The organism is Paenisporosarcina sp. TG20 (assembly GCF_000286315.1).
GTDB lineage: Bacteria > Bacillota > Bacilli > Bacillales_A > Planococcaceae > Paenisporosarcina.
Map to the genome: position 1 here is coordinate 1 of NZ_ALJG01000349.1, position 22,523 is coordinate 22,523.

At 35.2% G+C, this 22,523-nt stretch carries 19 protein-coding genes; 7 read left to right on the forward strand and 12 right to left on the reverse strand.

Annotated features, from left to right (window positions below):
• Window positions 1-292 precede the first annotated feature (292 nt).
• Together B371_RS0116790 and B371_RS0116795 are read left to right on the forward strand one after the other, a co-directional pair.
• Window positions 293-1,003: a class I SAM-dependent methyltransferase gene (locus B371_RS0116790; RefSeq protein ID WP_019415473.1), complete on the forward strand. Its 711-nt coding sequence runs from the start codon at window positions 293-295 to the stop codon at window positions 1,001-1,003.
• A 155-nt stretch (window positions 1,004-1,158) separates the two neighbouring features.
• Window positions 1,159-1,446: a hypothetical protein gene (locus tag B371_RS0116795; protein WP_019415474.1), complete on the forward strand. Its 288-nt coding sequence runs from the start codon at window positions 1,159-1,161 to the stop codon at window positions 1,444-1,446.
• 302 nt (window positions 1,447-1,748) lie between these two features.
• Here the strand turns inward: B371_RS0116795 and B371_RS0116800 are convergent, their stop codons facing one another.
• From B371_RS0116800 to B371_RS0116810, 3 genes are all read right to left on the reverse strand, one after another.
• Window positions 1,749-2,165 carry a sporulation protein gene (locus B371_RS0116800; RefSeq protein ID WP_019415475.1) on the reverse strand — a complete coding sequence of 139 codons (417 nt, stop codon included), beginning with the start codon at window positions 2,163-2,165 and terminating at the stop codon, window positions 1,749-1,751.
• Window positions 2,166-2,218: 53 nt separating this feature from the next.
• A complete protein-coding gene (locus tag B371_RS0116805; RefSeq protein WP_019415476.1) occupies window positions 2,219-3,409 on the reverse strand; it encodes an AI-2E family transporter in 1,191 nt (396 codons plus the stop codon).
• Between the two features lie 88 nt (window positions 3,410-3,497).
• Window positions 3,498-4,454 (reverse strand): LCP family protein, encoded by a 957-nt coding sequence (locus tag B371_RS0116810; protein ID WP_019415477.1) that lies wholly within the window; start codon window positions 4,452-4,454, stop codon window positions 3,498-3,500.
• Between the two features lie 147 nt (window positions 4,455-4,601).
• On the opposite strand from B371_RS0116810, the gene msrA reads away from it, so the two are divergent.
• Entirely contained in the window at window positions 4,602-5,120 is a 519-nt protein-coding gene (gene msrA, locus B371_RS0116815; RefSeq protein ID WP_019415478.1) for a peptide-methionine (S)-S-oxide reductase MsrA, read from the forward strand.
• Between the two features lie 6 nt (window positions 5,121-5,126).
• Here msrA and B371_RS0116820 read toward each other — a convergent pair whose 3' ends face one another.
• Window positions 5,127-6,311: a CynX/NimT family MFS transporter gene (locus tag B371_RS0116820; protein WP_019415479.1), complete on the reverse strand. Its 1,185-nt coding sequence runs from the start codon at window positions 6,309-6,311 to the stop codon at window positions 5,127-5,129.
• A gap of 99 nt (window positions 6,312-6,410) precedes the next feature.
• Window positions 6,411-7,766: a sensor domain-containing diguanylate cyclase gene (locus B371_RS0116825; RefSeq protein WP_019415480.1), complete on the reverse strand. Its 1,356-nt coding sequence runs from the start codon at window positions 7,764-7,766 to the stop codon at window positions 6,411-6,413.
• A gap of 591 nt (window positions 7,767-8,357) precedes the next feature.
• On the opposite strand from B371_RS0116825, the gene B371_RS0116830 reads away from it, so the two are divergent.
• Complete coding sequence (locus B371_RS0116830; protein WP_019415481.1) at window positions 8,358-9,965, forward strand: ABC-F family ATP-binding cassette domain-containing protein; 1,608 nt, start codon at window positions 8,358-8,360, stop codon at window positions 9,963-9,965.
• A gap of 113 nt (window positions 9,966-10,078) precedes the next feature.
• Window positions 10,079-10,801: a hypothetical protein gene (locus B371_RS0116835; RefSeq protein ID WP_019415482.1), complete on the forward strand. Its 723-nt coding sequence runs from the start codon at window positions 10,079-10,081 to the stop codon at window positions 10,799-10,801.
• Window positions 10,802-11,080: 279 nt separating this feature from the next.
• Here the strand turns inward: B371_RS0116835 and B371_RS0116840 are convergent, their stop codons facing one another.
• Window positions 11,081-11,374, reverse strand: coding sequence for a DUF1033 family protein (locus tag B371_RS0116840; RefSeq protein WP_019415483.1), 294 nt, complete (start codon window positions 11,372-11,374; stop codon window positions 11,081-11,083).
• 332 nt (window positions 11,375-11,706) lie between these two features.
• On the opposite strand from B371_RS0116840, the gene B371_RS0116845 reads away from it, so the two are divergent.
• Both B371_RS0116845 and B371_RS0116850 read left to right on the forward strand, forming a co-directional pair.
• Window positions 11,707-12,381, forward strand: coding sequence for a 5-bromo-4-chloroindolyl phosphate hydrolysis family protein (locus tag B371_RS0116845; RefSeq protein ID WP_019415485.1), 675 nt, complete (start codon window positions 11,707-11,709; stop codon window positions 12,379-12,381).
• Window positions 12,356-13,534, forward strand: a complete 1,179-nt coding sequence (locus tag B371_RS0116850; RefSeq protein ID WP_019415486.1) for a toxic anion resistance protein — start codon at window positions 12,356-12,358, stop codon at window positions 13,532-13,534. Before B371_RS0116845 ends, B371_RS0116850 begins: the two co-directional genes overlap by 26 nt.
• 1,057 nt (window positions 13,535-14,591) lie before the next feature.
• Here the strand turns inward: B371_RS0116850 and B371_RS0116855 are convergent.
• The 6 genes from B371_RS0116855 to B371_RS0116880 all read right to left on the reverse strand — a co-directional run bounded on the left by B371_RS0116855 (window position 14,592) and on the right by B371_RS0116880 (window position 22,462).
• Window positions 14,592-16,484 carry a nitric oxide reductase activation protein NorD gene (locus B371_RS0116855; protein WP_019415487.1) on the reverse strand — a complete coding sequence of 631 codons (1,893 nt, stop codon included), beginning with the start codon at window positions 16,482-16,484 and terminating at the stop codon, window positions 14,592-14,594.
• Window positions 16,485-16,494: 10 nt separating this feature from the next.
• Window positions 16,495-17,364 (reverse strand): AAA family ATPase, encoded by an 870-nt coding sequence (locus tag B371_RS0116860; RefSeq protein ID WP_019415488.1) that lies wholly within the window; start codon window positions 17,362-17,364, stop codon window positions 16,495-16,497.
• A gap of 49 nt (window positions 17,365-17,413) precedes the next feature.
• Window positions 17,414-17,611, reverse strand: coding sequence for a DUF6501 family protein (locus B371_RS0116865; RefSeq protein WP_019415489.1), 198 nt, complete (start codon window positions 17,609-17,611; stop codon window positions 17,414-17,416).
• Between the two features lie 75 nt (window positions 17,612-17,686).
• Window positions 17,687-18,286, reverse strand: a complete 600-nt coding sequence (locus B371_RS0116870; protein WP_019415490.1) for a DedA family protein — start codon at window positions 18,284-18,286, stop codon at window positions 17,687-17,689.
• Window positions 18,287-18,380: 94 nt separating this feature from the next.
• Complete coding sequence (gene odhB, locus B371_RS0116875; RefSeq protein WP_019415491.1) at window positions 18,381-19,637, reverse strand: 2-oxoglutarate dehydrogenase complex dihydrolipoyllysine-residue succinyltransferase; 1,257 nt, start codon at window positions 19,635-19,637, stop codon at window positions 18,381-18,383.
• 29 nt (window positions 19,638-19,666) lie between these two features.
• Window positions 19,667-22,462 (reverse strand): 2-oxoglutarate dehydrogenase E1 component, encoded by a 2,796-nt coding sequence (locus tag B371_RS0116880; RefSeq protein WP_019415492.1) that lies wholly within the window; start codon window positions 22,460-22,462, stop codon window positions 19,667-19,669.
• Window positions 22,463-22,523: the final 61 nt, after the last annotated feature.

Below are 22,523 nucleotides of genomic sequence, written 5' to 3' on the forward strand. Positions count from 1 at the left end.
TGTAACGGAAATCATACTGGAAACCAAAGTGGATACTGTGTGCTTTCTTATCTTAAAGGAACGGTCGGACTTTGCCCGTTTTTTTCTTAAAGGTGCTTCTATTTAGCTTTTGGTCTTCTAAATGTAAATTTGTTTAAGAGCCGTTATAAATTACTGTGTAGATTGGGCTTGAGTTGCAAAGAAAAATACATAATCACTGTCATCCCCCTGCTCCTCCTAATAGTTACCGAATAGTAACTGATAGCATATTATAGCTATTACTGTGAAGTAGTAAGAAATAGGGGGATTTTTAATGCTCAATAAATATTTAGACTTATTGGCTTATTTTGGTATCGGTGGTGCACATCCTGGTGGTTTTGCTTTAACTAAATCCATATTGCAAGATCAAGGCCTTCAACCCTATGAATCTGTATTAGATATAGGTTGTGGAACTGGACAGACTGCTGCTTACCTAGCACAAAAATTTGGGTGTAAAGTTACTGCTTTGGATAATCATCCAATTATGATTGCAAAAGCACAAGAGAGGATAAAAGATAGTTCATTTCCCATTAAAGTTATTAAAGGAGATGTAAAAAATCTGGTATTTGAGGATAATTCCTTTGATGTAATAATTTCAGAGTCTGTCATTACCTTTACAAATATCACCAAGACGCTAGATGAACTAACTAGAGTATTAAAAACTAACGGAAGAATGATAATGATTGAAATGACTGCTGAAAAAGACCTGTCAGAAGAATTAAGAAGTAAAGTAAGTAGCCTTTATGGAATCCGTGAAGTCTTAAATGAAGAAGAGTGGATACTAAAACTAAAGCAAGCTGGGTTTACAAAAATAGATATTATTGATACCCCTCCTGAACTTAAACAATCCGAAGTTAACGATATAAATCAATCAGAGAACTTAAGTCTAGAATTATATGATTTATTGGATATGCACAACAACTTTGTCCATCAATATCAAAGTGTTATAGGTTTCAGAGCGTTTAACTGTCATATTTCTAAGTAATTAATATAACTGTTCTCCTATTTAAAATAGAAGCTTATTTTTCTTATTAATGATCAATATGTATAGTCTAGACGATTGTCTATTACAAAACATTATTTGTGTCATAAGTTAATAGAACATACTTGTATGTAATTCTGTTCGAGAGGAGGATAAAAATGGCACATTCAGATTATTATAGTCTATGTTGTCGATATCATGGAAGACATGTGAAAATAACCACTGTTGATGGCAAGGTCCATTCAGGAACAATTAGTAGAGTCAATAGAGAAAAGGTCTGGATTAGACCTGTAGGCAATCTAGGAGGATATGGATATGGTGGATATGGTGGATATGGTGGATATGGTGGATATGGTAGATATGGCTACGGCAACGGAAGATTTGGACTTGGCATTGCACTTGGTGCGATTGCCGGACTTGCCTTAGCACCAGCATTTTTCTGGTAAAAACTTTGTAACTCAATTTTTGATCTTATAAATAAAGGTAGAAACTGGTCAATAAAGTTTTCGGTTTCTACCTCTATTTGTTTTAATAAGACTTAAATAGGAGTTTTTTTATTATGTGTATTTTACAAGTATCCGATACATATAAAACTTGCATATTACATGTATCGGAATTCATCTCAACTGTATTTCGTTAGTAGTTGCATTGTGCAAACGATAAAAACACTAGATAGTTGCATGGTACAAATAATAACGAAAAGAAACCACCGTCCCCTATAGTTATGGGATGGTGGTTCTTTAAGCATTTAATCTAGATCTTTTATATAGACAATTTCATCCTCATCTTGAACATCAACTGCATTTAGAATTTGGACAGTTGTTCGTAAGTAGAGTTTTACATTGCTCTCTTCAGACGACCAGCGATCATCTGGTATTAATTCAAAAGGGACCATACGAGTGTCTTTTGATTTCATTGAACCAACTGTATCTATTAAAAGTTTACCAATACATACATCGGTTACATCAAAGTCACTATCTTCTCGATGCCCTTCTGTTCTTTTTAATACTTCTAATTTTATGGACTCTATCACCTGATTACTTTGACCACCATCAATATAAATGGTGCCAGATAAGGTTTCTCCATGAGCAATTTTGGATTGGTCAACTACTGTATCTACTTTCATTGACCCAATTCCTATAGTCGATAAAAACTTCTCAAACATTTTTTATCCTCCCTGTTATTATATATTAAAACTAATATTTTCACTTTTTATAATTACTCATTTGAAGTCTTTGATTCAAATTGATTATCAAGGTTTGATTCGTGACGATTGTATCGTCTTTTAAATAGCATATACATATGTGTTATCAGCACTTTAACTAAGGCATACCCGGGGATACCTAAAATTACACCGGGTACTCCAAATAACGAACCGGCAGTCAACAATACAAAGATAATTGTAATTGGATGTATATGTAATGATTTGCCCATTATTTGTGGAGAAATAAACTTCCCTTCAATCAATTGGACGACCGTCCATACTATAGCTAATTTAGCTAACATAAAAGGCGAAGTAACAATAGCAATCACCACGGCTGGAGTTATAGCAATGATAGGACCCAGGTATGGTACTACACTTGTTATCATAGCCAATACACCTAGTAGTAACGCATAATCCATGCCGATTATTAAGAAGCCAATGAAAACCATCGTACCAATACACATTGAAACTAATATTTGCCCTAGTATATAAGCACTGATTTGTTTATCTGCTTCTTTCATCACTTGGTGTGTATCTTCTCGCATACGTGGGGGCAATAAATTCAGAATATACTGAGGTAGCTTTTCCCCATCTTTAAGTAAATAGAATAAGATAAATGGAACCGTGACGATAGCCAAGATTAAACCAGTCAATGTAGATATTACTTTTCCGACTCCACTTGCAACGCCACCAACTGCATCTTGCAAAAGCCTCCCAATATCTTCAGGAATTCTTTCCATCATTGATTGAACGTCAAATTCTAAATTTAAATAATAGCTAGAAAAAATAGAAGTACGCAAAAACGTATCAATAGATGTTACAAGTTGCTCGAAATATTCAGGAAATTCCTGGACTAAGTTTGTTAGTTGTGTTTTCAAAAATGGGAACACAAGAACAATTAAAGTTGTAATCAATCCAATCAACACTAGGAAAATTAGGATTATGCCCCAGATTTTAGGTATTTTAAATTGAATTAACTTTTGCAATACCGGTCGCAAAAAATAATATGCAATTGTGGCGAGTATTACGGGTAAGACAACATTCGCTAACAATACTTGCAATGGATAAAAAACAAATGACACAACATCAAATATCCATATAATTAGTCCAATAAGAAATAATAAAAGCAATGTAAAGAGTGTGTTTTTCCCCCCTAGAAACTGAATAAATCTAGTTGCAAAGAAGGAGGTTTTTTCTTGTGGCATAGAGTTACTACCTCACTTTCTAAGTCTCATAATCTTATGATAGTTTATGATTTCCCTATTTTACAGGGAACATGCATGAATCAGCAAACTAACGCAAGCGCATTCCGATAAATTCACTTAAGGCTTGTTTATTTTCTTCAACATTAATTTCAATAACAGACCCTACTCCTGCATACGATGCATAGTCAAAACTACGGTCGATTGGAATTGTCATTTTGTTAATTTTCACTCCTCCGCTAAACGCAAGGGTTAGTACTTTTTTCACTTCATCATTTGTCGAATAATCTGATTGCACATATCCTTGAATTGCACCAGCAAACTTAGGATAGTTAATAATGTTTGTTGGACTAAGCACTTCTTCCTTTAGTGCTTCAATCACTCTTTGCTGTCTAGAAACTCGGCCGAAATCGCCTTCTTCATCAGCACGAAATCTTGCATAACCTAAAAGTTCTTGTCCATCTAATTGTTGAACGCCAGGTTCAAGTACAACTCCAATTTTCTCGGACATTGCTTTTTCGACATCAATTTCAACACCATTTGGTGCAATAATGTCTACTAGTGATTCGAAACTATTGAAATCAACTAAAGCATAATGATGGATTGGAACACCAAACATACTTGAAATGGTATCTTTAACGAGTTGAACACCATCTAAAAAATAAGCTGTATTTAACTTATAAGCTTTATAACCGGGTATCGGTGCATAAATATCACGCATAAAAGAAACTAAATTTACTTCGCTTGTCTCTTTATTCCACGAAACGAGAATCATTGTATCAGTTCGTGATTTTCCGTTTTCACTACTATCCACGCCTAATACTAAGACGTTCTCAATAGATGGATACTTTACATCAAGTGGATCCCCGGTGAACTGTACATCACTTTGTTCTGTTGTAGAAGCTAATTCTTTCCCTGCATTATATTGAACGACTGAGTATACAACAATACCTATGAATAATAGAAGTGAAAGTAGCATGAATAAACGTCCATAGCGGAACTTTCTCTTCTTTCTCATGGATCGACGATTTGGCACCTCTTCTTCCAAAAAGTCCCCCCCTTTCCCTACCTATGAATTAAAACGTATTATCTCCAATAAAGTTTCATTTTTATCTTCTCAATCATAGTTGTTGAGCACTTATGATGCAAGTGCTACAATACGATTTGTATACTGTAACGAAAGGAGTTTTTAGAAATGGAGAAAGCTACATTTGCTGGTGGTTGTTTTTGGTGTATGGTGAAACCTTTTGATCAATGGGATGGAATAGAATCAGTTACTTCAGGGTATATGGGTGGACATGTCGATAATCCTACATACGAAGATGTGAAAACTGGGAAATCTGGACATCTAGAAGTGGTACAAATACAATTTGATTCAACCATTTTCACATATGAGCAATTACTCGAGATTTTTTGGCAACAAATTGATCCAACAGATGACGGAGGGCAATTCCAAGATCGTGGAGATTCATATAAATCTGCTATATTCACACATTCTGATGAACAATCGGAAAAAGCATTAATCTCCAAACGATCACTTGCTGAAAGTGGTCGATTCACAAAACCAATTGTCACCCCTATTCGTCCAGCACAAACTTTCTATACTGCAGAAGAGTATCACCAAGATTATTATAAAAAAGAACCGGAAAATTACGCTGAAGATCGCGAATTATCCGGCCGAGATGCATTTATTCAAGAGAATTGGAAAAAATAGTTCTGTCTATCCTTGCGTATGCAAGGTTTTCCTATTTAATAGCAGTGTAGTAATAAACATTCCTACTATTAATACTAGTAAGACATAATAAGTCATTTGATGCGTTCCACTCCAATCATATAAAATTCCAATTGCGAGTGGAACTATCCCCCCCATTATAAATCCGCCGGTCTGAACCATTGCTGTCCACGCGTTCGCTTCTTTTGCATCTGTGGTTTCATCAAGTGGTAATAATAAAGCTAGTGGAAATAAACCACCTAATGTAAGTCCGAGTAGGATAGAAGCAAACCAAATCAGCGTAACATTACCTGTTAATAAAAGAATAATCCCTGTTGCCCCAATAAAGAGCAGTAAATAAATCCAAAAAGAACGATTCGGAAATTTCTCGAGTAATAGTGGAATAGTAATATTGGCGAAAATTTGTGCAGCGGTTAAAACACTAAGAACTGTTCCCGCTTCAATAACACTAAATCCTAATTCACTTGCAGCAGAGGCTAGCCAGGTCATTAATGAGAAGAATAAAGAAGCTTGAAAACCAAAGAATAATAAAACAAGCCAAGCTCTTTTGTTTGACCATGGTGAACGAAATGATAGTTGTTGTAATTCAATATTTAGTCGTTCTTCTTGTTGCGGTTTCATTGCATTAATCCAGATTAAGTAAGCAAGTAAAGCTAAAGAAGACCAGAAAGCTAAAGCAAACTCCCATTGTTCTCCTAACCACACATATAATACTCCTGTTAATCCGGCACTCAATGTAGCACCTGCACCCATTCCTAAAGAATAAATACCTATTGCTGTTGCTGTACGGGTTGGGAATTTTTCTTTTATCATCGAAGATAAAATGGGACCAATAATTGCTATTGCAACTCCAATAACAAAAGCTGTTATTAAAAGTGACACATAATCATGGAACCAAGCACGAACGAGAGTTAATAGGCCAATTACACCTAATAGTAATGAAATCCCACGTTTTTGGCCAAACTTATTTAACCAATGCACAGCGAGTGGAGCAAATACTCCCATACAAATTACTGGAACTGCAGTTAATAAGCTAACTTCACTGTTCGATAACATCAAATCATTCCGAATTGTATCTAATAATGGCCCGATCGAAGTAACAGCTGGTCGTAAATTTAATGCAATTAAAAATATTGCGAGTAATAATGATGTCATTGATTTTTGGGAATTCATAGTTTCAGTCCTTTTTGATAATAGTCCCTTATAAGTAAACCATATCAGACGTCTGACGACAACTGAGATTAACCAATTCATAAATAAAGAACTTCCAATTCACATAACTGGAAGTCCTTTATTATGTATTATTATTTGTTGACGACCTAGTGATTTTGCTCTGTACATTGCTTGGTCTGCATATTTGATAATATCTTCGAGTAATTCATAGTTATTATATTCATATAACCCTGCAGAAAACGTCAAGTGAACTTGTTCCATTCGGTATTTTAGCAAATCATTACAACCAGCCTGAATAGACATTAATTGATGAAACGTTTCTAAAGCACTTTTGTTATGGAATAATAAAATAAATTCTTCCCCTCCCCATCTTCCCATAACATCGGGGCTAGATATTTGTCTCATTAATAGATTAGCAAATGTTTGAAGTGCAATATCCCCAAACGTATGGCCGTATTGATCATTGATGTTTTTAAAATAGTCTATATCTAAAATAGCCAATGTGAATTGTTGTTTATTTAGATCAAATTGATTTTGAGCATTTTTAATTTCCTCTATCATTTTCCGACGATTACACAAAGATGTTAACGGATCTGTATTAGATAAATCTTTTAATTGCTCTACTAAATGTTCTAATTCTTCATTACGTTCTTTCAGCATAAGTTCAATTGCTTTGCGTTCTGTAATATCTACATGTGTACCAATCATACGCATTGCTAATCCATTTTCATTTCTTTCTACAGCTTTGCCTCGATTTAAAATCCAACGATGTGTTCCATCTGCATGTAATAAACGATATTCACATTCAATAAAACTCGAATTATTATAAATATGAGCATTAAAGATTATATCTACCTTATCGATGTCCAACGGGTGAATACGTTTCCTCCATTCAAACAGCTCATTAAGCAATTCATGTTCTTTGTATCCAATCATACTTTTCCAATGTTTTGAGTAAAAGATAATATTTTCTTTCAAATCCCAATCCCAAACGCCATCCTTTGCACTATCTATAGCGGTTGCCCACCGTTGTTCAAGGGAAACATGCATATTTATTTCTTTATCATTTTCAGTTTGATCGATCAGATAAGAATATATTGAAGTTTTACTCGTAAAAGCATGAAACTTTATGTATGTGTAAGATTTAATAAATCGGATATCTCCATTTTTCGCATAGATTCGGTAGAAGGATTCCCAAAATGGACTATTTGAAGCGATTCTTAGTTTCAAGGTATCCTGGAATTTTTTTCGGTCTTCTTCGAAAATAATTGTTAATAAGGGTACACTACCTGATATAACTTCTTCAGGAGTATAACCGTAAATCCTCTTTATATTCGGCGTAATTTGATCAACCATTTGTGTTCCTTCATCGATTAACCAGTGTATAAAAACTACCGGTCCATTCAATGCAATTTCTTGAAAGGATTCCGTAAAATCCCTCTCCGTATTTTCCATAATAAACCACCTCGCTCATGGCAATAGTATAACCGATTTCATAAATTATAACTACTTAAATAGTTTTACCACGTTTAAGTATCATATGCTTCTTTTAGGAATCATGAAGTTTGTGCGAACACCAAATTGCACTTAGAGATATCTACTATGTGCTAGTATTATTTCAACTAAGTCATATTACTATTTAAGGTATAATAGGATCGTTAGAATTGTAACAAATAAAGTATTTGCTAATGATAGAAAAGTAAAATGATTCTTTTAAATAAGAATGTAGTAATGAAAAGGCTGCCTTATTAAAAACAGCTTTCAAAAAACCGATGGATATAGCACGATCTTTCCTCCTTCTACTAATTCCGCGCACCTAAAATTGATGCTAATGGATTCATTTTTAGTTCGTGTTTATTTCCCGTGAGGTAAAATTACTCTAACCTTTCAAATTAATTCGTGATAATTGATGTTTAGTACTCATGCTTACAGCTTCTAATTGATATTATATCTCTAAATAGGATAACTTTCCAATTAAAATTTTGAGCAAGGTGATGCTGATTTATGTTATAATAATAATATTGTGAAAAATAAGGAGGTACACCCATGATTGCTGTGAGTAATGTAAGTCTACGCTTCGGAGATCGTAAGCTTTTCGAAGATGTTAATATAAGATTCAACCCTGGGAACTGTTACGGATTAATTGGAGCAAACGGTGCAGGTAAATCAACTTTCATTAAGATATTATCAGGTGAAATAGAGACTCAAGAAGGTAATGTAATTATGGATCCGGATGAACGTTTAGCTATATTAAAACAGGATCACTTTGAGTACGAAGAATATCAAGTATTGGAAACTGTAATGATGGGTCATAAACGTTTATACGAAGTAATGAATGAAAAAAACGCTATTTATATGAAGGAAGACTTTTCTGATGAAGACGGCATGCGTGCGGCTGAATTAGAAGGAGAATTTGCAGATATGAACGGATGGGAAGCCGAGTCTGAAGCAGCTATCCTCCTTAAAGGTTTAGGAATCGATGAAGCATTGCATACTAAAAAGTTAGTTGACTTAACTGGTACTGAAAAAGTGAAAGTCTTACTAGCCCAAGCGTTATTTGGTAAACCAGATGTTCTTTTACTCGATGAGCCTACCAACCATCTAGACTTAAAAGCAATACAATGGTTAGAAGAGTTTTTGATCAACTTTTCCAACACCGTTATAGTTGTATCCCATGACCGTCACTTTTTAAACAAAGTGTGTACTCATATCGCGGATTTAGATTTCGGAAAAATCCAAGTTTATGTTGGAAACTACGACTTCTGGTATGAATCAAGCCAATTAGCTCTTAAATTATCTCAAGACCAAAATAGTAAAAAAGAAGAGAAAATAAAAGAACTTCAAGCATTTATTGCTCGATTTAGTGCTAACGCTTCGAAATCTAAACAAGCAACTTCTCGGAAGAAAACGTTAGATAAAATTGAACTTGATGATATTCGTCCGTCTTCGCGTAAATATCCATACGTAAACTTTCAAATTGGTCGGGACATCGGTAACGATGTATTATCTGTTCAAGGAATTTCAATGGAACGTGATGGTCAAAAACTATTTAATGACATACATTTCTCGGTAAATCAAGAGGATAAAATCATCTTGATTGGTGATCCAATTGCCAAATCTACATTACTTCGCGTGCTAGCTGAAGAAGTAGAACCACATGAAGGATCGATTCGTTGGGGTGTAACTACGACACGTTCATACTTCCCGATTGATTACACTGAATACTTTACTGGAAATGAATTATCTCTTGTAGATTGGTTACGTCAGTATTCTCCTGACGATGAAAGTGAAACTTTCTTACGTGGTTTCTTAGGTCGTATGTTATTCTCTGGAGAAGAAGTAAAGAAAAAGCCATCAGTATTATCTGGGGGAGAGAAAGTACGTTGTATGTTATCTAGAATGATGCTGTCACATGCCAATGTATTACTTTTAGATGAACCAACAAACCATTTAGATTTAGAGTCAATACAAGCGGTTAATAACGGGTTAATTAATTTTAAAGGTGCAATGATATTTACTTCGCATGACCACCAGTTCATCCACACGATTGCAAACCGTGTAATTGAAATCTTGCCAGATGGCTCGATTTTAGATAAGGAATTAACATTTGATGAATTCTTGGAGTGGAAAGAAGCTCAAGGAATTAAATCTTAACTATAGTAAAAGCGCATAAGATACCAATCTTATGCGCTTTTTATTTTCAAAATGTAACATTTACAAATCTAAGACGTCTATTATTGTAAACAACTTATGGAGGTTGGTTAGGTATGAAATTAGTGAAAATATTCACTACATTAATCCTTTTATTACTCCTTAGTGCCTGTGGTGAAAAAACTATAAGTGAGACTACCAATACTGCTGAGGAACCTAAAGATTTAGTGGAAGAAAAACCTAAAGAAGTACAAGAAGAAAATAGTAAAGAACCAGATGAAGTCGTTGAAGAACCTGACCAATCTGAAGAAGGGTCAAACCAAGAAGAAGTTGAACTCTCAAGTTTTTTTATGAGCGATGGAACGGTCGCTAGTTATTTGGGAGAAGGAAATGAATATGCAAGTTACAAATCACGAACACAATGGCATAATGAAAATACTGTGTCAATTTATGAAGACAATGGTGGCACAACGCTTTTACGCACATATAGAATTTCCAACAACTCAATAGATTTGATCAAAGAAGAAGGAGAATATTACGAAGAATTTAATCCTACTGATGACGAGCTAAAGAACCTTCCAAAACTATCTACGTTTTTACAATTTCCTATAAAACAAGGTGAAACCTTTGATGATTGGTTGTTTGCCGAAGTTGATCTAACAATCGACACTCCCTATCAACGTTTTGAGCATGTCATTATGTTAGAAAAAACTAATGAAAGTAACACTATCCAACGTAAATATATCGTGAAAGAGTATGGTGAAATAAAGAGAGAGTTCATTATGACTGAAGACGACAATGAATTTACAGTGACGTCAACTCTTGAATCAGTGAATTAAAGAAATTGTGTGGATTTTTAAGATACAGCAATAAACCTTTTCCCTTCTGTTTGGAATTGTACTGCATAATAACCAAAATAGACGAAGAAAGTGAGTTTCACCTTTCATCGTCTATTTTTTCTCTGTTGCTCTCTCCTGATTCCGAAATCAACCTTAATGAAAAGATTTTGCAGGTCGAGTAGAGATCTCTAAAAATATTCACCTAGATTGATTAGCTTTTCTTAATTAAAGGAATTTTTAATTGTAAGCATCAATTATTTTGAAAGTTAATTATTATATTTATAGCTGTGTGGGTTTCCCATTTTTAAGCCACATAATCCCATGATATGTTTGTAGATCATCATCGCAAGCTTCGCAAAACTCTTGCTCTTCTTCAGACCAAAAAGCCCAACAAGTTCCTTTTTGATTTTCTTCATTTGGAAAAGCTTTTCGGAATTTAGTTAAAAGTAACTCTAAATGAGCAAGTGCTTCCATATCACTTGAAAATACATGTTTTTCTATAATGGTTTTTTCCCAACCTGGGAACATCCACCAAGGTTCATATCCTGCTTTCATATAAATGATTTCATTCATAACATTATTCATCCTATCCTTTTCTATTGACACCTTATCTCATTTTAACAAACGAAGGGTATACGTCTAGTCATCTGCCTATTTAATAATCATTCCTTTATAGGATCATCCAGCGTCGAAATTAGATAGAATCACAAACTTCAAATACCTCGACTTTGACAACTCCATCTGTTGTCGTCAATTCATCGATTTTAAGTGCCGTTCTGTTTATTTTCATAATGATTGATAAATCCTCTTAATTAAGATAAGTTAAGTATAAATAATGATGAAACTTTTTCTTGCATTAAACGTATGTAATAGGTAAAGAAAGAACTCTTAAGGAGGTTTACAACATGATTGACATAAAGTACTTTATGATTAGACACTTATTGAGTATTTCAATATTTATTACAAGTTGGATAACATTCCAATCAGGATTAGAATTTCATTTTGCGCTTGCAGGACTTTTAGCTATTGGTACTTACGTCGTCTCCAATCAGCTAATAAAAATGGTGCAATCACGCATAACTGTGTCAAAGTATGTCATGACATTGGCGGAGTATCGTCATATTAAATTACAGTTAAAAGAAGCAAAAACAAAACTTAAACTGTTAAATGGATATTATGTCAAAGTTCGGTCTGTTAGAGCTTTTAAACAGCTTTTTGAAATGAATCGTCTTGCAAAACGTATATTTCAAATTGTTAAAACCGATCCTAAAAAGTTTTATCATGTGGAATCGTTTTTCTATGCACATCTTGAAACTGCTGTCGAGCTAACTTCTAAATACACGTTGCTTGTCACTCAACCAGTTAAAGCAATGGATGTTCAAATTGCATTGCAAGATACTCGCGAAACATTACAGGAACTTAATGATGTCATGGAGCAAGATTTACGCAAAGTATTGTCTTCAGACATTGAACATTTAAAAATGGAATTAGATTTCGCTAAGATTTCACTGAAAAAACCTGCTCCTCCCCTACTGTCGAAAGGAGAAATAAAAAATGACCGAAAAACAATCGGCTTCTAGCCAAACGAAAACAATTGATGACTTGCTGAATTCACCATTTGATATGCAACCACAATTAAATAAAAATTCTAGTGAACAAACACCTGTGAAAATAGGTGATAGACTTTCGAATGAAGACAAACAAAAGGCACAAGAACTTGCTTCTCAAATTCCAGCAGGTAATTACGAAGCAATTCTTACTTATGGCGCCAACGCGCAAACCGAACTTTCTAAGTTTTCCCATCAAATGCTTGACCACGTTCAAAAGAATGACATTGGGCCTGTAGGTGATATTTTAAAAGATTTGATGGACAAGCTTATACAATTAAATCCAGATGAGTTAACAACTAAAAAAAAATCAGGCATTAAACGTTTATTTGGAAAAGTGTCTCGTTCCGTTCAAGAAATTATGACCAAATATCAAAAGCTTAGTACACAAATCGACCGTATTGGTATTCAACTTGAGCATTCTAAAAGAGGCTTAATTGAAGATGTTCAAATGCTAGATAAGTTATATGATCAGAACAAAGCATATTTTCAAGCTTTAAATGTTTACATTGCAGCAGGCGAAATTAAACGAGATGAGATACTCACTGAAACAATACCTGCTCTACGTCAAAAAGCTGAAGCTTCATCTGACCAAATGGCCTATCAAGAAGTCAATGATATGGCACAGTTTTTAGATCGCTTAGAAAAACGGTTATATGATTTACAACTATCTCGACAAATTACGATACAAAGTGCCCCACAAATTCGAATGATTCAACAAACCAATCAAACATTAGCAGAGAAAATACAATCCTCTGTCATGACATCTATCCCATTATGGAAGAATCAAATTGCAATTGCTTTAACATTGAATCGACAAATGAAAGCAGTCGAATCTCAGAAACAAGTGACGAAAACTACGAATGATTTATTGTTGAAAAACTCGGAAATGTTAAAAATAAATAGTATTGAAACAGCCAAAGAAAATGAGCGCGGTATTGTGGAGATTGAAACTTTAAAACAAACTCAAGAGAATTTATTGCAAACAATTGAAGAAACTCTTCGTATTCAAGCAGATGGACGAAACAAGCGAAAAGCAGCCGAAATTGAAATAGGTCAGATGGAAGAACAATTGAAACAACGACTCTTAATTGTGCATCAAGAACAAGAAAACCGTCCTAAGTAATTAGGACGGTTTTTTTGTATTACAAAATAAGAAAGTATATAACTATAGAGTGCTAAGAATCCAGTGTTCTCGGTATTTTAAGGAGTAGGTTCTAGTCCGCTGATTTACACTCCTCATAAAAGAAAATACAACTTAAAAAGAAGTGCGTGCAGAAAGTCACTGTTACTTTAAATAATACCAGGAGCACATGCTTTTGCAGTGACGAGGAGACTGAAGCCATGCCCGCGAAAAGCGTCCACCATAGCGGAAATAAACGAGTTTCTATGGTTACCCTTCTTAAAGGACCTGGCGTACCTTGCACGTCTTGTGGCAACGTCTTCGTGACCAACATCCTGTTGGCCCGAGGAGATTGAAGCCGTGCCCCACGGAAAGCGTCCGTCTGTAACGGAAATCACACTGGAAACCAAAGTAGGTACTACGTATACTCTTAAAGGACCGGGCGTACTATTTTTCCGGTTTTTCTTACAAAATAAGAAATTTTATAACTATAGAGTGCCGAGAACCTCATGGTCGGGGTGTTTTTATTATACGGAGACTAACGTTCTAGACCGACTTTTTTGGTGGCACTCTCGATAAATTGGTTTAGGTTCTCTATGCTGTGAATCCTTAACTTGAAGAACATTGTTTCTTCTAGATAGTCTATTAACAGTATGTCGATAACCTCTTCTTACCCCAGGTAGTGTAAAGAAACTAACCAACTTTAAAAAAGGAAGAAAAAGGCCGAAATAGCATCTTCGGACACTCCTTTGTATAAAATCAGTGTCTTATCTTGCATCAACCCAAATCAGGAACAGTATATGCTCATTGGTTGAAGGGGCGCGTCGGACGCAAACCCGCCGCAAGATTGCCTGTATGGGGACCCCAAGGAAGTGACAACGTCACTTCCCTAGGGTCCCTCGTTCTTCGGGTTATGGTGCAGTAGGTTTGCCTTCCGAAGCGACCCGGAAACCGAAGTGGGTACAAGTTGAACACCATTTTCTACTAACATTAAAATTATTAGTAATTGATAAAAAAGACTGGGCGTACTTTGACCGGTTTTCCTTATCAATTAAGCTCCTTATTTAACAATTATATAGAGCATTCGCCGAAGTAACCGTAAAGTTTGTGTAGTAAATTCATCTGCATTTTTAGCTGTAGCTGTTTTTGAACCGAACATCATATGAAATAATTTCAACTGCTCTTCTACAGGTTCCTCAGCACTTAGAAATAAATGTAAGAGGTGAATCCCTTTTTTCTCAACCTCCATGACTGCCTCCGCTGTATCTACAATACCATTTGCAGCATAACCAAAAGCAGAAGGTTCTCCATCAGAAAAAAGTAAAATGAACTTATGCTTCTCAGGTCGTCTATTAAGCCGTTCTGCCATCCATCGAATAGCTAATCCATCTCGATTATCTTCATTCGCATCTAAAGACATAATTGCTTCAGAATTATCTTTAGCCCCTTCATCCACTTGGTGACAAAATAAAAATACGTTTGGTTGTTCCAGTTCTGAAGCTTCATAAGCATCTTCATAGTATGAAACAATGTCGTGCCTAATACCTAAATCACGCAAGACATCATGAAACATGAGCACAGCTTTTTTCGTTTCATCCATTTTATCAATCATCGAAGCAGAACTATCCACCAATAGGCCAAATACAGCATCTAATGGGAGAGAAGGATTGTTCTTTTTATAGAAAGGTTTAGGACGCTGTTCTATTAATAAGGATGTCAGATTTGGCGTTAACCGACCTTTCGATAAATTAGTTCGCAAATTCTCTTGTTTTTGGTCTATGCGTTTTCGAATTTCTTTTGTAAATGCTTTGACTAGAGGTTTTTGATCTGAACGTATGGATAAAATGTTTTCATTCATGAAAGAATCGTCTTTAAGTTCTATTCTTTTTTCTTCTAATGTAACATGTAGATGTTCATCGCCAAACCGTTCTCCTGATTGTTTTGTTTGTCTTCTTTCGGATTTTCCATTTATTTTTCCACTTTGTTTACTCTTCTTATTGGACGTAGAAGTACCTGCACCTTCACTTTCAATTTCATTCGACTCATCCCCCTCTTCCATACGTCCATTGTTTATCTTGCCTTTATTTCCTTTTGTAAGTTCATACTCAAGATGTGGTCCTTGCTGCTTTTCAGTTTCTCGATGCCATGTTCTAAAAACCTCTTCAATTGTATCCGAGGGTGGAAGATTATCAGAACTCTGTTGGTCCAGATGTCTTTTATTTTTATCTTCATAAACTGTTTCTTGTAAGTTTTCATGAATAGCAACGAATGTATGTGTTAAATCTTTTGTCATTACATTTTCAAGAGCATAGAGTATATTTAAACAAATTTTGCAGCTTTCAGCGGTACTAGTTGAATCAAAAACAAATTGCCATTTTGAAAGAATTAGTTTGAAGAAGCTAGGATAGTCCTCTACTGACAGGGCTGTTTGTGAACCTTTGCGAAGTGCTACATACAAAAAACTAAACAAACTATCACTTATAAACCCTTTGCTAAAATTCACCATAAGTTGTTGTTCATGAAAAGTAGTATACACATCTTCTCGTACAACAAAAGCAGACTCAGTCCCTGGTCTTTCTTGGCGAATCAAATTGGATAATCTAAATTCTTCTGCACTCATCGCGAGTTGTAAAGCAAATTCTCTTAGTGGGAGATGATTAACTTCCTTCTTATATCGATTCCATGCTGACAAATTAAAATGACGCCAGAAGCCAGACGTAAGTAAATATAAATCGGACAATTGTCCTTTGTGTTCTATGTCAGGTTCACGATGATTCCAAAAATGACTAATTGAAATGGCGCTTTCTTTTGGTCGGAATTCTGACAGTTTTCGGGTGGTCAATGTTAAATATGGTGCGCGACTTAAAGCTCTGGCTAATTGTTCTAATTGAATCATACGTTTGGCATTTATTGTTTCATTATTAAATTGAATAAATCGATTTATAGAAGACATATTACACACCTCATTTAAGCCATGTATTTGCCAATTCCATAAGCAATTCTTTTTCGCTGTTGTCTTCTAACTTTTCAGCAATTGCATAACGAATGGCACGTCTAGGATCAATAAATTGTCCTAGTTCAGTTGCATCAAGTAAACTCCGAATGGATGCAGCCTCTTCACTTAGTAACCCATTCTGGACTTGTATAAAGGTATCTTCTGCAAGGTTAAGCATTGTTTTTATTAGATCCGGAGATGCATTAGGATATTCCCGTACGAATAAAGCATTAAGTGGTTCACCAGTTAAATAAGGAATAGAAAAAGAAATAAAACGATTTTTTAAGGCTTCATTTAATGGAGATGTTCCAATGTATCCTTCATTTATAGCAGCAATCACTGTAAATTCTTCATGTGCTTGTAAGACTTCTCCTGTATAAGGGTTAGTTAGCATCCGACGGTGGTCAAGTACACTGTGAAGTATTGGTAAAGTTTCTGGTTTAGCCATGTTTATTTCGTCAATGTATAATATGTGACCATTTCTCATCGCTTGAACAACAGGACCTTCCACAAATTCGATGACAGATTGCCCTTTATCTTGGACTAACGTTTTAAAGCCGAGAAGTGCTTCAGCGTCTAAGTCAACGGAACAATTAATACTGTGCATAGGTTGATTGAAAAAAGCGGACATTGACTCTGCTAATTTTGTTTTACCAGAACCTGATGGCCCTTTTAGTAAGATGTTTTTTTGTAAAACAGAACTAAGTAAAATGTCTTCCCATAGATGTGGTATTGGAGATACGTACCCCCCTTGTCCAATTAATGCCGTATGATCTATTGAATGCTTTCTATTTTTACGATTTGTTTGTGCTTGTTCAATCATGGATTGCACATTCAATGCTAATACCTCCAATTAAATTAAAAATAACCGACGGAAAAATCATCGGTTATTCGAAATATTCTTTATAAAATCCACCTATGTGACCCGTGTTATCAATCACGAAAATGAATTCCTCTGTTTCATTTTTCACTTCGTAGGTTTGACCTACGGTTAATACGTTCGAAACTAAAAATTTAGATGCATTGGTATGTGTACAAGTTACTGTATTTATGGTCGGTGAGTCCTTCCAACTTTTATGAATCATGATGTCTTATACCTCATTTCTATAATCTATAACTAGTATAAACAAGCTAGTTCAGTTAATCAATAAATGATAGGTTTAGTTAGTCCTCTTTTTCAATCGCCGTTGGTTAACAAAATAACGAATAATAAACGCAAAAACTATTAGTAAGGATACACTTATTAATACGAGTTGAAGATGCTCTAAGATAAGTGTATATGCATATGGAAATGTACGTCCTAATTGAAAATAGATTAACATCCAAAGAAAACTGGGGAAAATTGAATATTTTACAAATAGTTTTAATGGAAATTGATTTGAACCTACAACATAAGGCATTGCCCATCGAATTCCAGGTAAGAAGAAACTAAAACCAATAGCTGTATTCCCATGTTTTTCTAAATAACTTTTAAAAGCATTTATAGGTTTATTAAGTCTCGTTTTACTTATTCGGTGTATAAGTCTTGGTCCCAATATTCGTCCAATAAAATAAGCAAAAAAAGTCGCACTTATTAATCCAAGGTATCCGGAAATAAAGGAATAAATCGGATTAAATCCTCTGACTTCAGTTAAAACCCCTATAAATGAAGCAGCAACTTCGTTCGGTATGGGTAAACCAAACAATAAAAGCCAGCTGAATAGAAACATACTTAAATAACCAAAACTTTGGACGAGTTCAAATAATATTGTAAGATCCATTTCTATTCAACTTCTTTCTAATACTTTATCCTTCCATTTTGCCAAAAAAAACACAGCTTCGCAAATGCGAAGCTGTTTATTAGTGATTTTTTTCTTAAGACTCTAATAATAGGTCTTCTGGGTTTTCAATTAGTTCTTTTACAGTTTTTAAGAATCCAACTGAATCTTTACCGTCAATTACACGGTGGTCATATGAAAGAGCCACATACATCATAGGACGGATTTGAACTTCATCTCCGATAGCAACAGGACGTTTTTGAATGGTATGCATTCCAAGAATCCCTACTTGTGTTCCATTTAAGATAGGTGTAGACATAAGTGAACCGAATACACCACCATTTGTTATAGTAAATGATCCGCCAGTCATATCAGAAATTTGCAGTTTTTTGTCACGAGCTTTCTTTGCTAATTGTCCAATGTTTGCTTCAATTTCAGCAAAGTTTTTACGATCAGTATCACGAACAATTGGAACCACCAAACCTTCTTCAGTTGAAACGGCAATTCCTATATCATAAAACTGTTTTAAAAGTACTTCATCTCCATCAAGTTCTGCATTTACGTAAGGATATTTCTTCAGCGCGGATGTAACTGCTTTTGTGAAAAACGACATAAATCCTAAACGAACATCATGGTCATCAAAGAATTTATCTTTTTTGCGAGAACGTAAAGCCATTACATTTGTCATATCGATTTCATTGAAAGTAGTTAACATAGCTGTTGATTGTTTAACTTCTAATAAGCGTTTAGCAATTGTTTGACGACGACGAGACATTTTTTCGCGTTTTATACGATCATCTTCAACTGGAACAGCTTTAGGAGTTGAAGCTATCGGAACTGAACCTGTTTGCTTAGGAGCACTTGAATGTGATTCAACGTCCTGAACACGGACACGGCCCAATGGATCTACAGTAGAAACGGCTGTTAAATCAATGCCTTTTTCCCGAGCTAATTTACGAGCTGCAGGACTAGCAATTGTACGATCAGTTGAAGAAGTTTCTTCTTCTTTAGGTTTTGGTGTAACTTGTTGTGATGTTGGTTGTTCCACATTCTTAACAGGTGCATCTGCTTCTGCTGGATCTGCTTGAACAGGACTTTTCGTTACACTACCACTTGCAGATCCTTCTTCGACAACTGCAATTACTTGACCTACTTCAACTGTATCACCTTCAGCAAAAAGTAATTCTTGAATAACCCCTGCTTCTTCAGATATCACTTCTACATTAACTTTATCTGTCTCTAATTCAACGATGAATTCACCTTTTTCAACTGTATCACCAGGTTGTTTTAACCATTGTGCTATTGTTCCTTCTGTAATTGATTCGGCTAATTCAGGTACTTTTATTTCTGCCACTTTATTTTCCTCCTTTAAATCATCGTTCTTTAACGTGAAACGGCTTCTTCTATAATGCGTGATTGTTCAATCTTATGTGTTTCTCCGTCGCCTTCTGCTGTACTTGAACGTTTAACACGTCCAATGTATTTTACACTCTTATCACCTGCTATATCACGCAAATATGGATCTGCAAATGACCAAGAGCCCATGTTTTGTGGTTCTTCTTGAACCCAAATTAATTCTTTTACATTTGGAAAACGTTCAATAATGTTTTGGATTTTTTCAGATGGGAATGGATACAATTGTTCAACTCGTATTATATGAAGATGATCAAACTTAGAACCATCTTTTACTTTATCAGCTAAATCTATTGTCATTTTCCCACTTGCAAGGAGGATACGCTCAACTTTATCCGTATTTTTGCCAAGTTTCGGTTGTTCTAGAACGGTTTCAAATTGACCGTTAGCCAAATCTGCTACTTCTGCTCCAACAAGTGGATGTCGAAGTAAAGATTTTGGTGACATGATTATTAAAGGTCTCATCGATTCTTCTCCAAGCATTTTTGCTTGACGACGTAGAATATGGAAATAATTAGCGGAACTTGAGATGTTTGCAATTGTCCAGTTATTTTCGGCTGACATTTGTAAGAATCTTTCCAAACGAGCACTTGAGTGCTCCGCTCCTTGACCTTCATAAGCATGTGGAAGTAACATAACTAATCCGGATTTTTGACCCCATTTTGCACGGCTAGCTGAAATGAATTGATCAAACATTACTTGTGCCATATTAGCGAAATCCCCGTATTGGGCTTCCCATATAACTAATGCTTTTTCATTTTCTAAATTATAGCCAAATTCAAAACCTAAAACTGCAGATTCTGTTAATGGGCTATTATAAACAACCAATGATGCATTCGCATCTGAAATATGGTGAAGTGGTGTTAATTCCTCGCCCGTTTTTTCATCGTGTAAAACAACATGTCTATGAGCAAATGTTCCACGTTGTACATCTTGTCCAGTAAGTCTAATAGGGTTACCATCTTGCAGTATTGAACCAAATGCTAATGTTTCAGCATGAGCCCAATCAATTTTCCCCTTGCCTTTGAAAGGCTCTTCACGACGTTTTAATATTTTTTCTAGCTTATTAAAAGGTGAAAATTCTGAGGGCCAAGATAATAACTCTGCATTCATTTTCACAAGTGTTTCTTCTTTTACGCCTGTATGAACTTCTGGATAACCATTTAAAACAACATCTGGAATAACAACATCTTGATGCTCATTTCCAGACAATTGTTTAACTCGATCGTACGAATCTTGCATTGTTTTTTGTATATCAGTAGAAATTGCTTTTACTTCGTCTTCTTTACAAACTTTATCTGTCACTAATTGTTTCCCATATATTTCTCGAGCAGTTGGGTGTTTATGAATAGCATGATACATGGTTGGGTTAGTTACCAATGGTTCATCCATTTCATTGTGTCCAAATCGACGATAACCCATTAAGTCTATTAAGATGTCTTTGCCAAATTGCTCACGATACTCAAACGCAAGGCGGGCAACTTCGATCACTGCTTCAACATCATCTGCATTAACATGGATAACGGGAACTTCAAATCCTTTTGCAGTATCTGAAGAATAATGAGTAGAACGAGAATCATAATACTCTGTTGTAAAACCAATCATATTGTTTGCAATGATATGAATGGATCCACCAGTGTGGTATCCACGGACACGACTAAAATTAAACGTTTCCGCTACAATTCCTTGCCCAGGGAATGCGGCATCGCCATGAATTAAAACAGAGTAAGCAGCTTTAGTATTTTGAACTGGTATACCTGTTTTTGTGGTATCTTCTTGTGCTGCACGAGTTAGTCCTGTAACGATTGGGCTAACTACTTCTAAATGGGAAGGGTTATACGCAAGTTTTACTTTTAAACCTGACTTAGCTGTGTGTGTAGCACCTACGTGGTATTTCACATCGCCAAACCAGCCTTTCGTAATCAATAGGGAATCATCTTTTGGTAAAAATGACTCATTTGGAACATGTGCAAAATCTGCAAACATCATGTCATATGGTTTGTTAATCACGTGTGTTAAAACATTTAAACGTCCACGATGAGCCATACCAATTAATATTTCTTTCGTTTTTTGTTTTTCAGATTGACGAACTAGTTCATCAAGCAAGATAACTAGCGTATCTAAGCCTTCAATAGAAAAACGTTTTGCCCCTACAAATGTACGGTGAATAAATTTTTCGAAGCCTTCTATCTCAGATAAACGATTAAGCAAAACTTTTCGTTCCTCCGCTGATAAACTAACTTTCATTGATGAAGACTCAATTTTTTCTTGAATCCAATCATGTTCTTGAGGATTAATAACATGTGCAAACTCATAAGCAATGCTATCTGTATAAAGTGATTTAAGATGTTCAATCGCTTGTAAAGCATTTTGAATATTGTTAGGTACATTTTTCATTAGTAAAGAAGCTGGTATCTCTATAAGATCAGCTTCTGATAAACCGTATGAAGAAGGATCCAATCTAGTAGTATCTTTTGGTCGATCATTTAACGGATAAATATCCGCAGCTAAATGACCATGTGATCGGATTGCCTCTGCTAATTGAACAGCTGCTAAAACTTTCCCGAAATTGTCAGGATCTACATGTTGTGATTCAGGAACATAAACTTCAGTTGCTGACATTGATGGTGCTCCATATTTTTTAAATAGTTCAACTAGATCAGATTCCACAGATTCTGGAGACTGTATAAATAAATCGTACATTTCTAATACATATCCTAAGTTTGGGCCTGATAGGTTAGCCCATGGTGATGCGTTTTTCGACATTTAGAAAACCCTCCAACTTTTGCCAAGCGGCATTCCCTATTTATTTTTTTACAATCCTACA

Bases quoted from the DNA above. Each gene is read 5' to 3' on its own strand.
- B371_RS0116790 (WP_019415473.1), top strand. From the start codon at position 293: ATGCTCAATAAATATTTAGACTTATTGGCTTATTTTGGTATCGGTGGT.
- B371_RS0116795 (WP_019415474.1), top strand. From the start codon at position 1,159: ATGGCACATTCAGATTATTATAGTCTATGTTGTCGATATCATGGAAGA.
- B371_RS0116800 (WP_019415475.1), bottom strand. From the start codon at position 2,165: ATGTTTGAGAAGTTTTTATCGACTATAGGAATTGGGTCAATGAAAGTA.
- B371_RS0116805 (WP_019415476.1), bottom strand. From the start codon at position 3,409: ATGCCACAAGAAAAAACCTCCTTCTTTGCAACTAGATTTATTCAGTTT.
- msrA (WP_019415478.1), top strand. From the start codon at position 4,602: ATGGAGAAAGCTACATTTGCTGGTGGTTGTTTTTGGTGTATGGTGAAA.
- B371_RS0116820 (WP_019415479.1), bottom strand. From the start codon at position 6,311: ATGAATTCCCAAAAATCAATGACATCATTATTACTCGCAATATTTTTA.
- B371_RS0116825 (WP_019415480.1), bottom strand. From the start codon at position 7,766: ATGGAAAATACGGAGAGGGATTTTACGGAATCCTTTCAAGAAATTGCA.
- B371_RS0116830 (WP_019415481.1), top strand. From the start codon at position 8,358: ATGATTGCTGTGAGTAATGTAAGTCTACGCTTCGGAGATCGTAAGCTT.
- B371_RS0116835 (WP_019415482.1), top strand. From the start codon at position 10,079: ATGAAATTAGTGAAAATATTCACTACATTAATCCTTTTATTACTCCTT.
- B371_RS0116840 (WP_019415483.1), bottom strand. From the start codon at position 11,374: ATGAATGAAATCATTTATATGAAAGCAGGATATGAACCTTGGTGGATG.
- B371_RS0116845 (WP_019415485.1), top strand. From the start codon at position 11,707: ATGATTGACATAAAGTACTTTATGATTAGACACTTATTGAGTATTTCA.
- B371_RS0116850 (WP_019415486.1), top strand. From the start codon at position 12,356: ATGACCGAAAAACAATCGGCTTCTAGCCAAACGAAAACAATTGATGAC.
- B371_RS0116855 (WP_019415487.1), bottom strand. From the start codon at position 16,484: ATGTCTTCTATAAATCGATTTATTCAATTTAATAATGAAACAATAAAT.
- B371_RS0116865 (WP_019415489.1), bottom strand. From the start codon at position 17,611: ATGATTCATAAAAGTTGGAAGGACTCACCGACCATAAATACAGTAACT.
- B371_RS0116870 (WP_019415490.1), bottom strand. From the start codon at position 18,286: ATGGATCTTACAATATTATTTGAACTCGTCCAAAGTTTTGGTTATTTA.
- B371_RS0116880 (WP_019415492.1), bottom strand. From the start codon at position 22,462: ATGTCGAAAAACGCATCACCATGGGCTAACCTATCAGGCCCAAACTTA.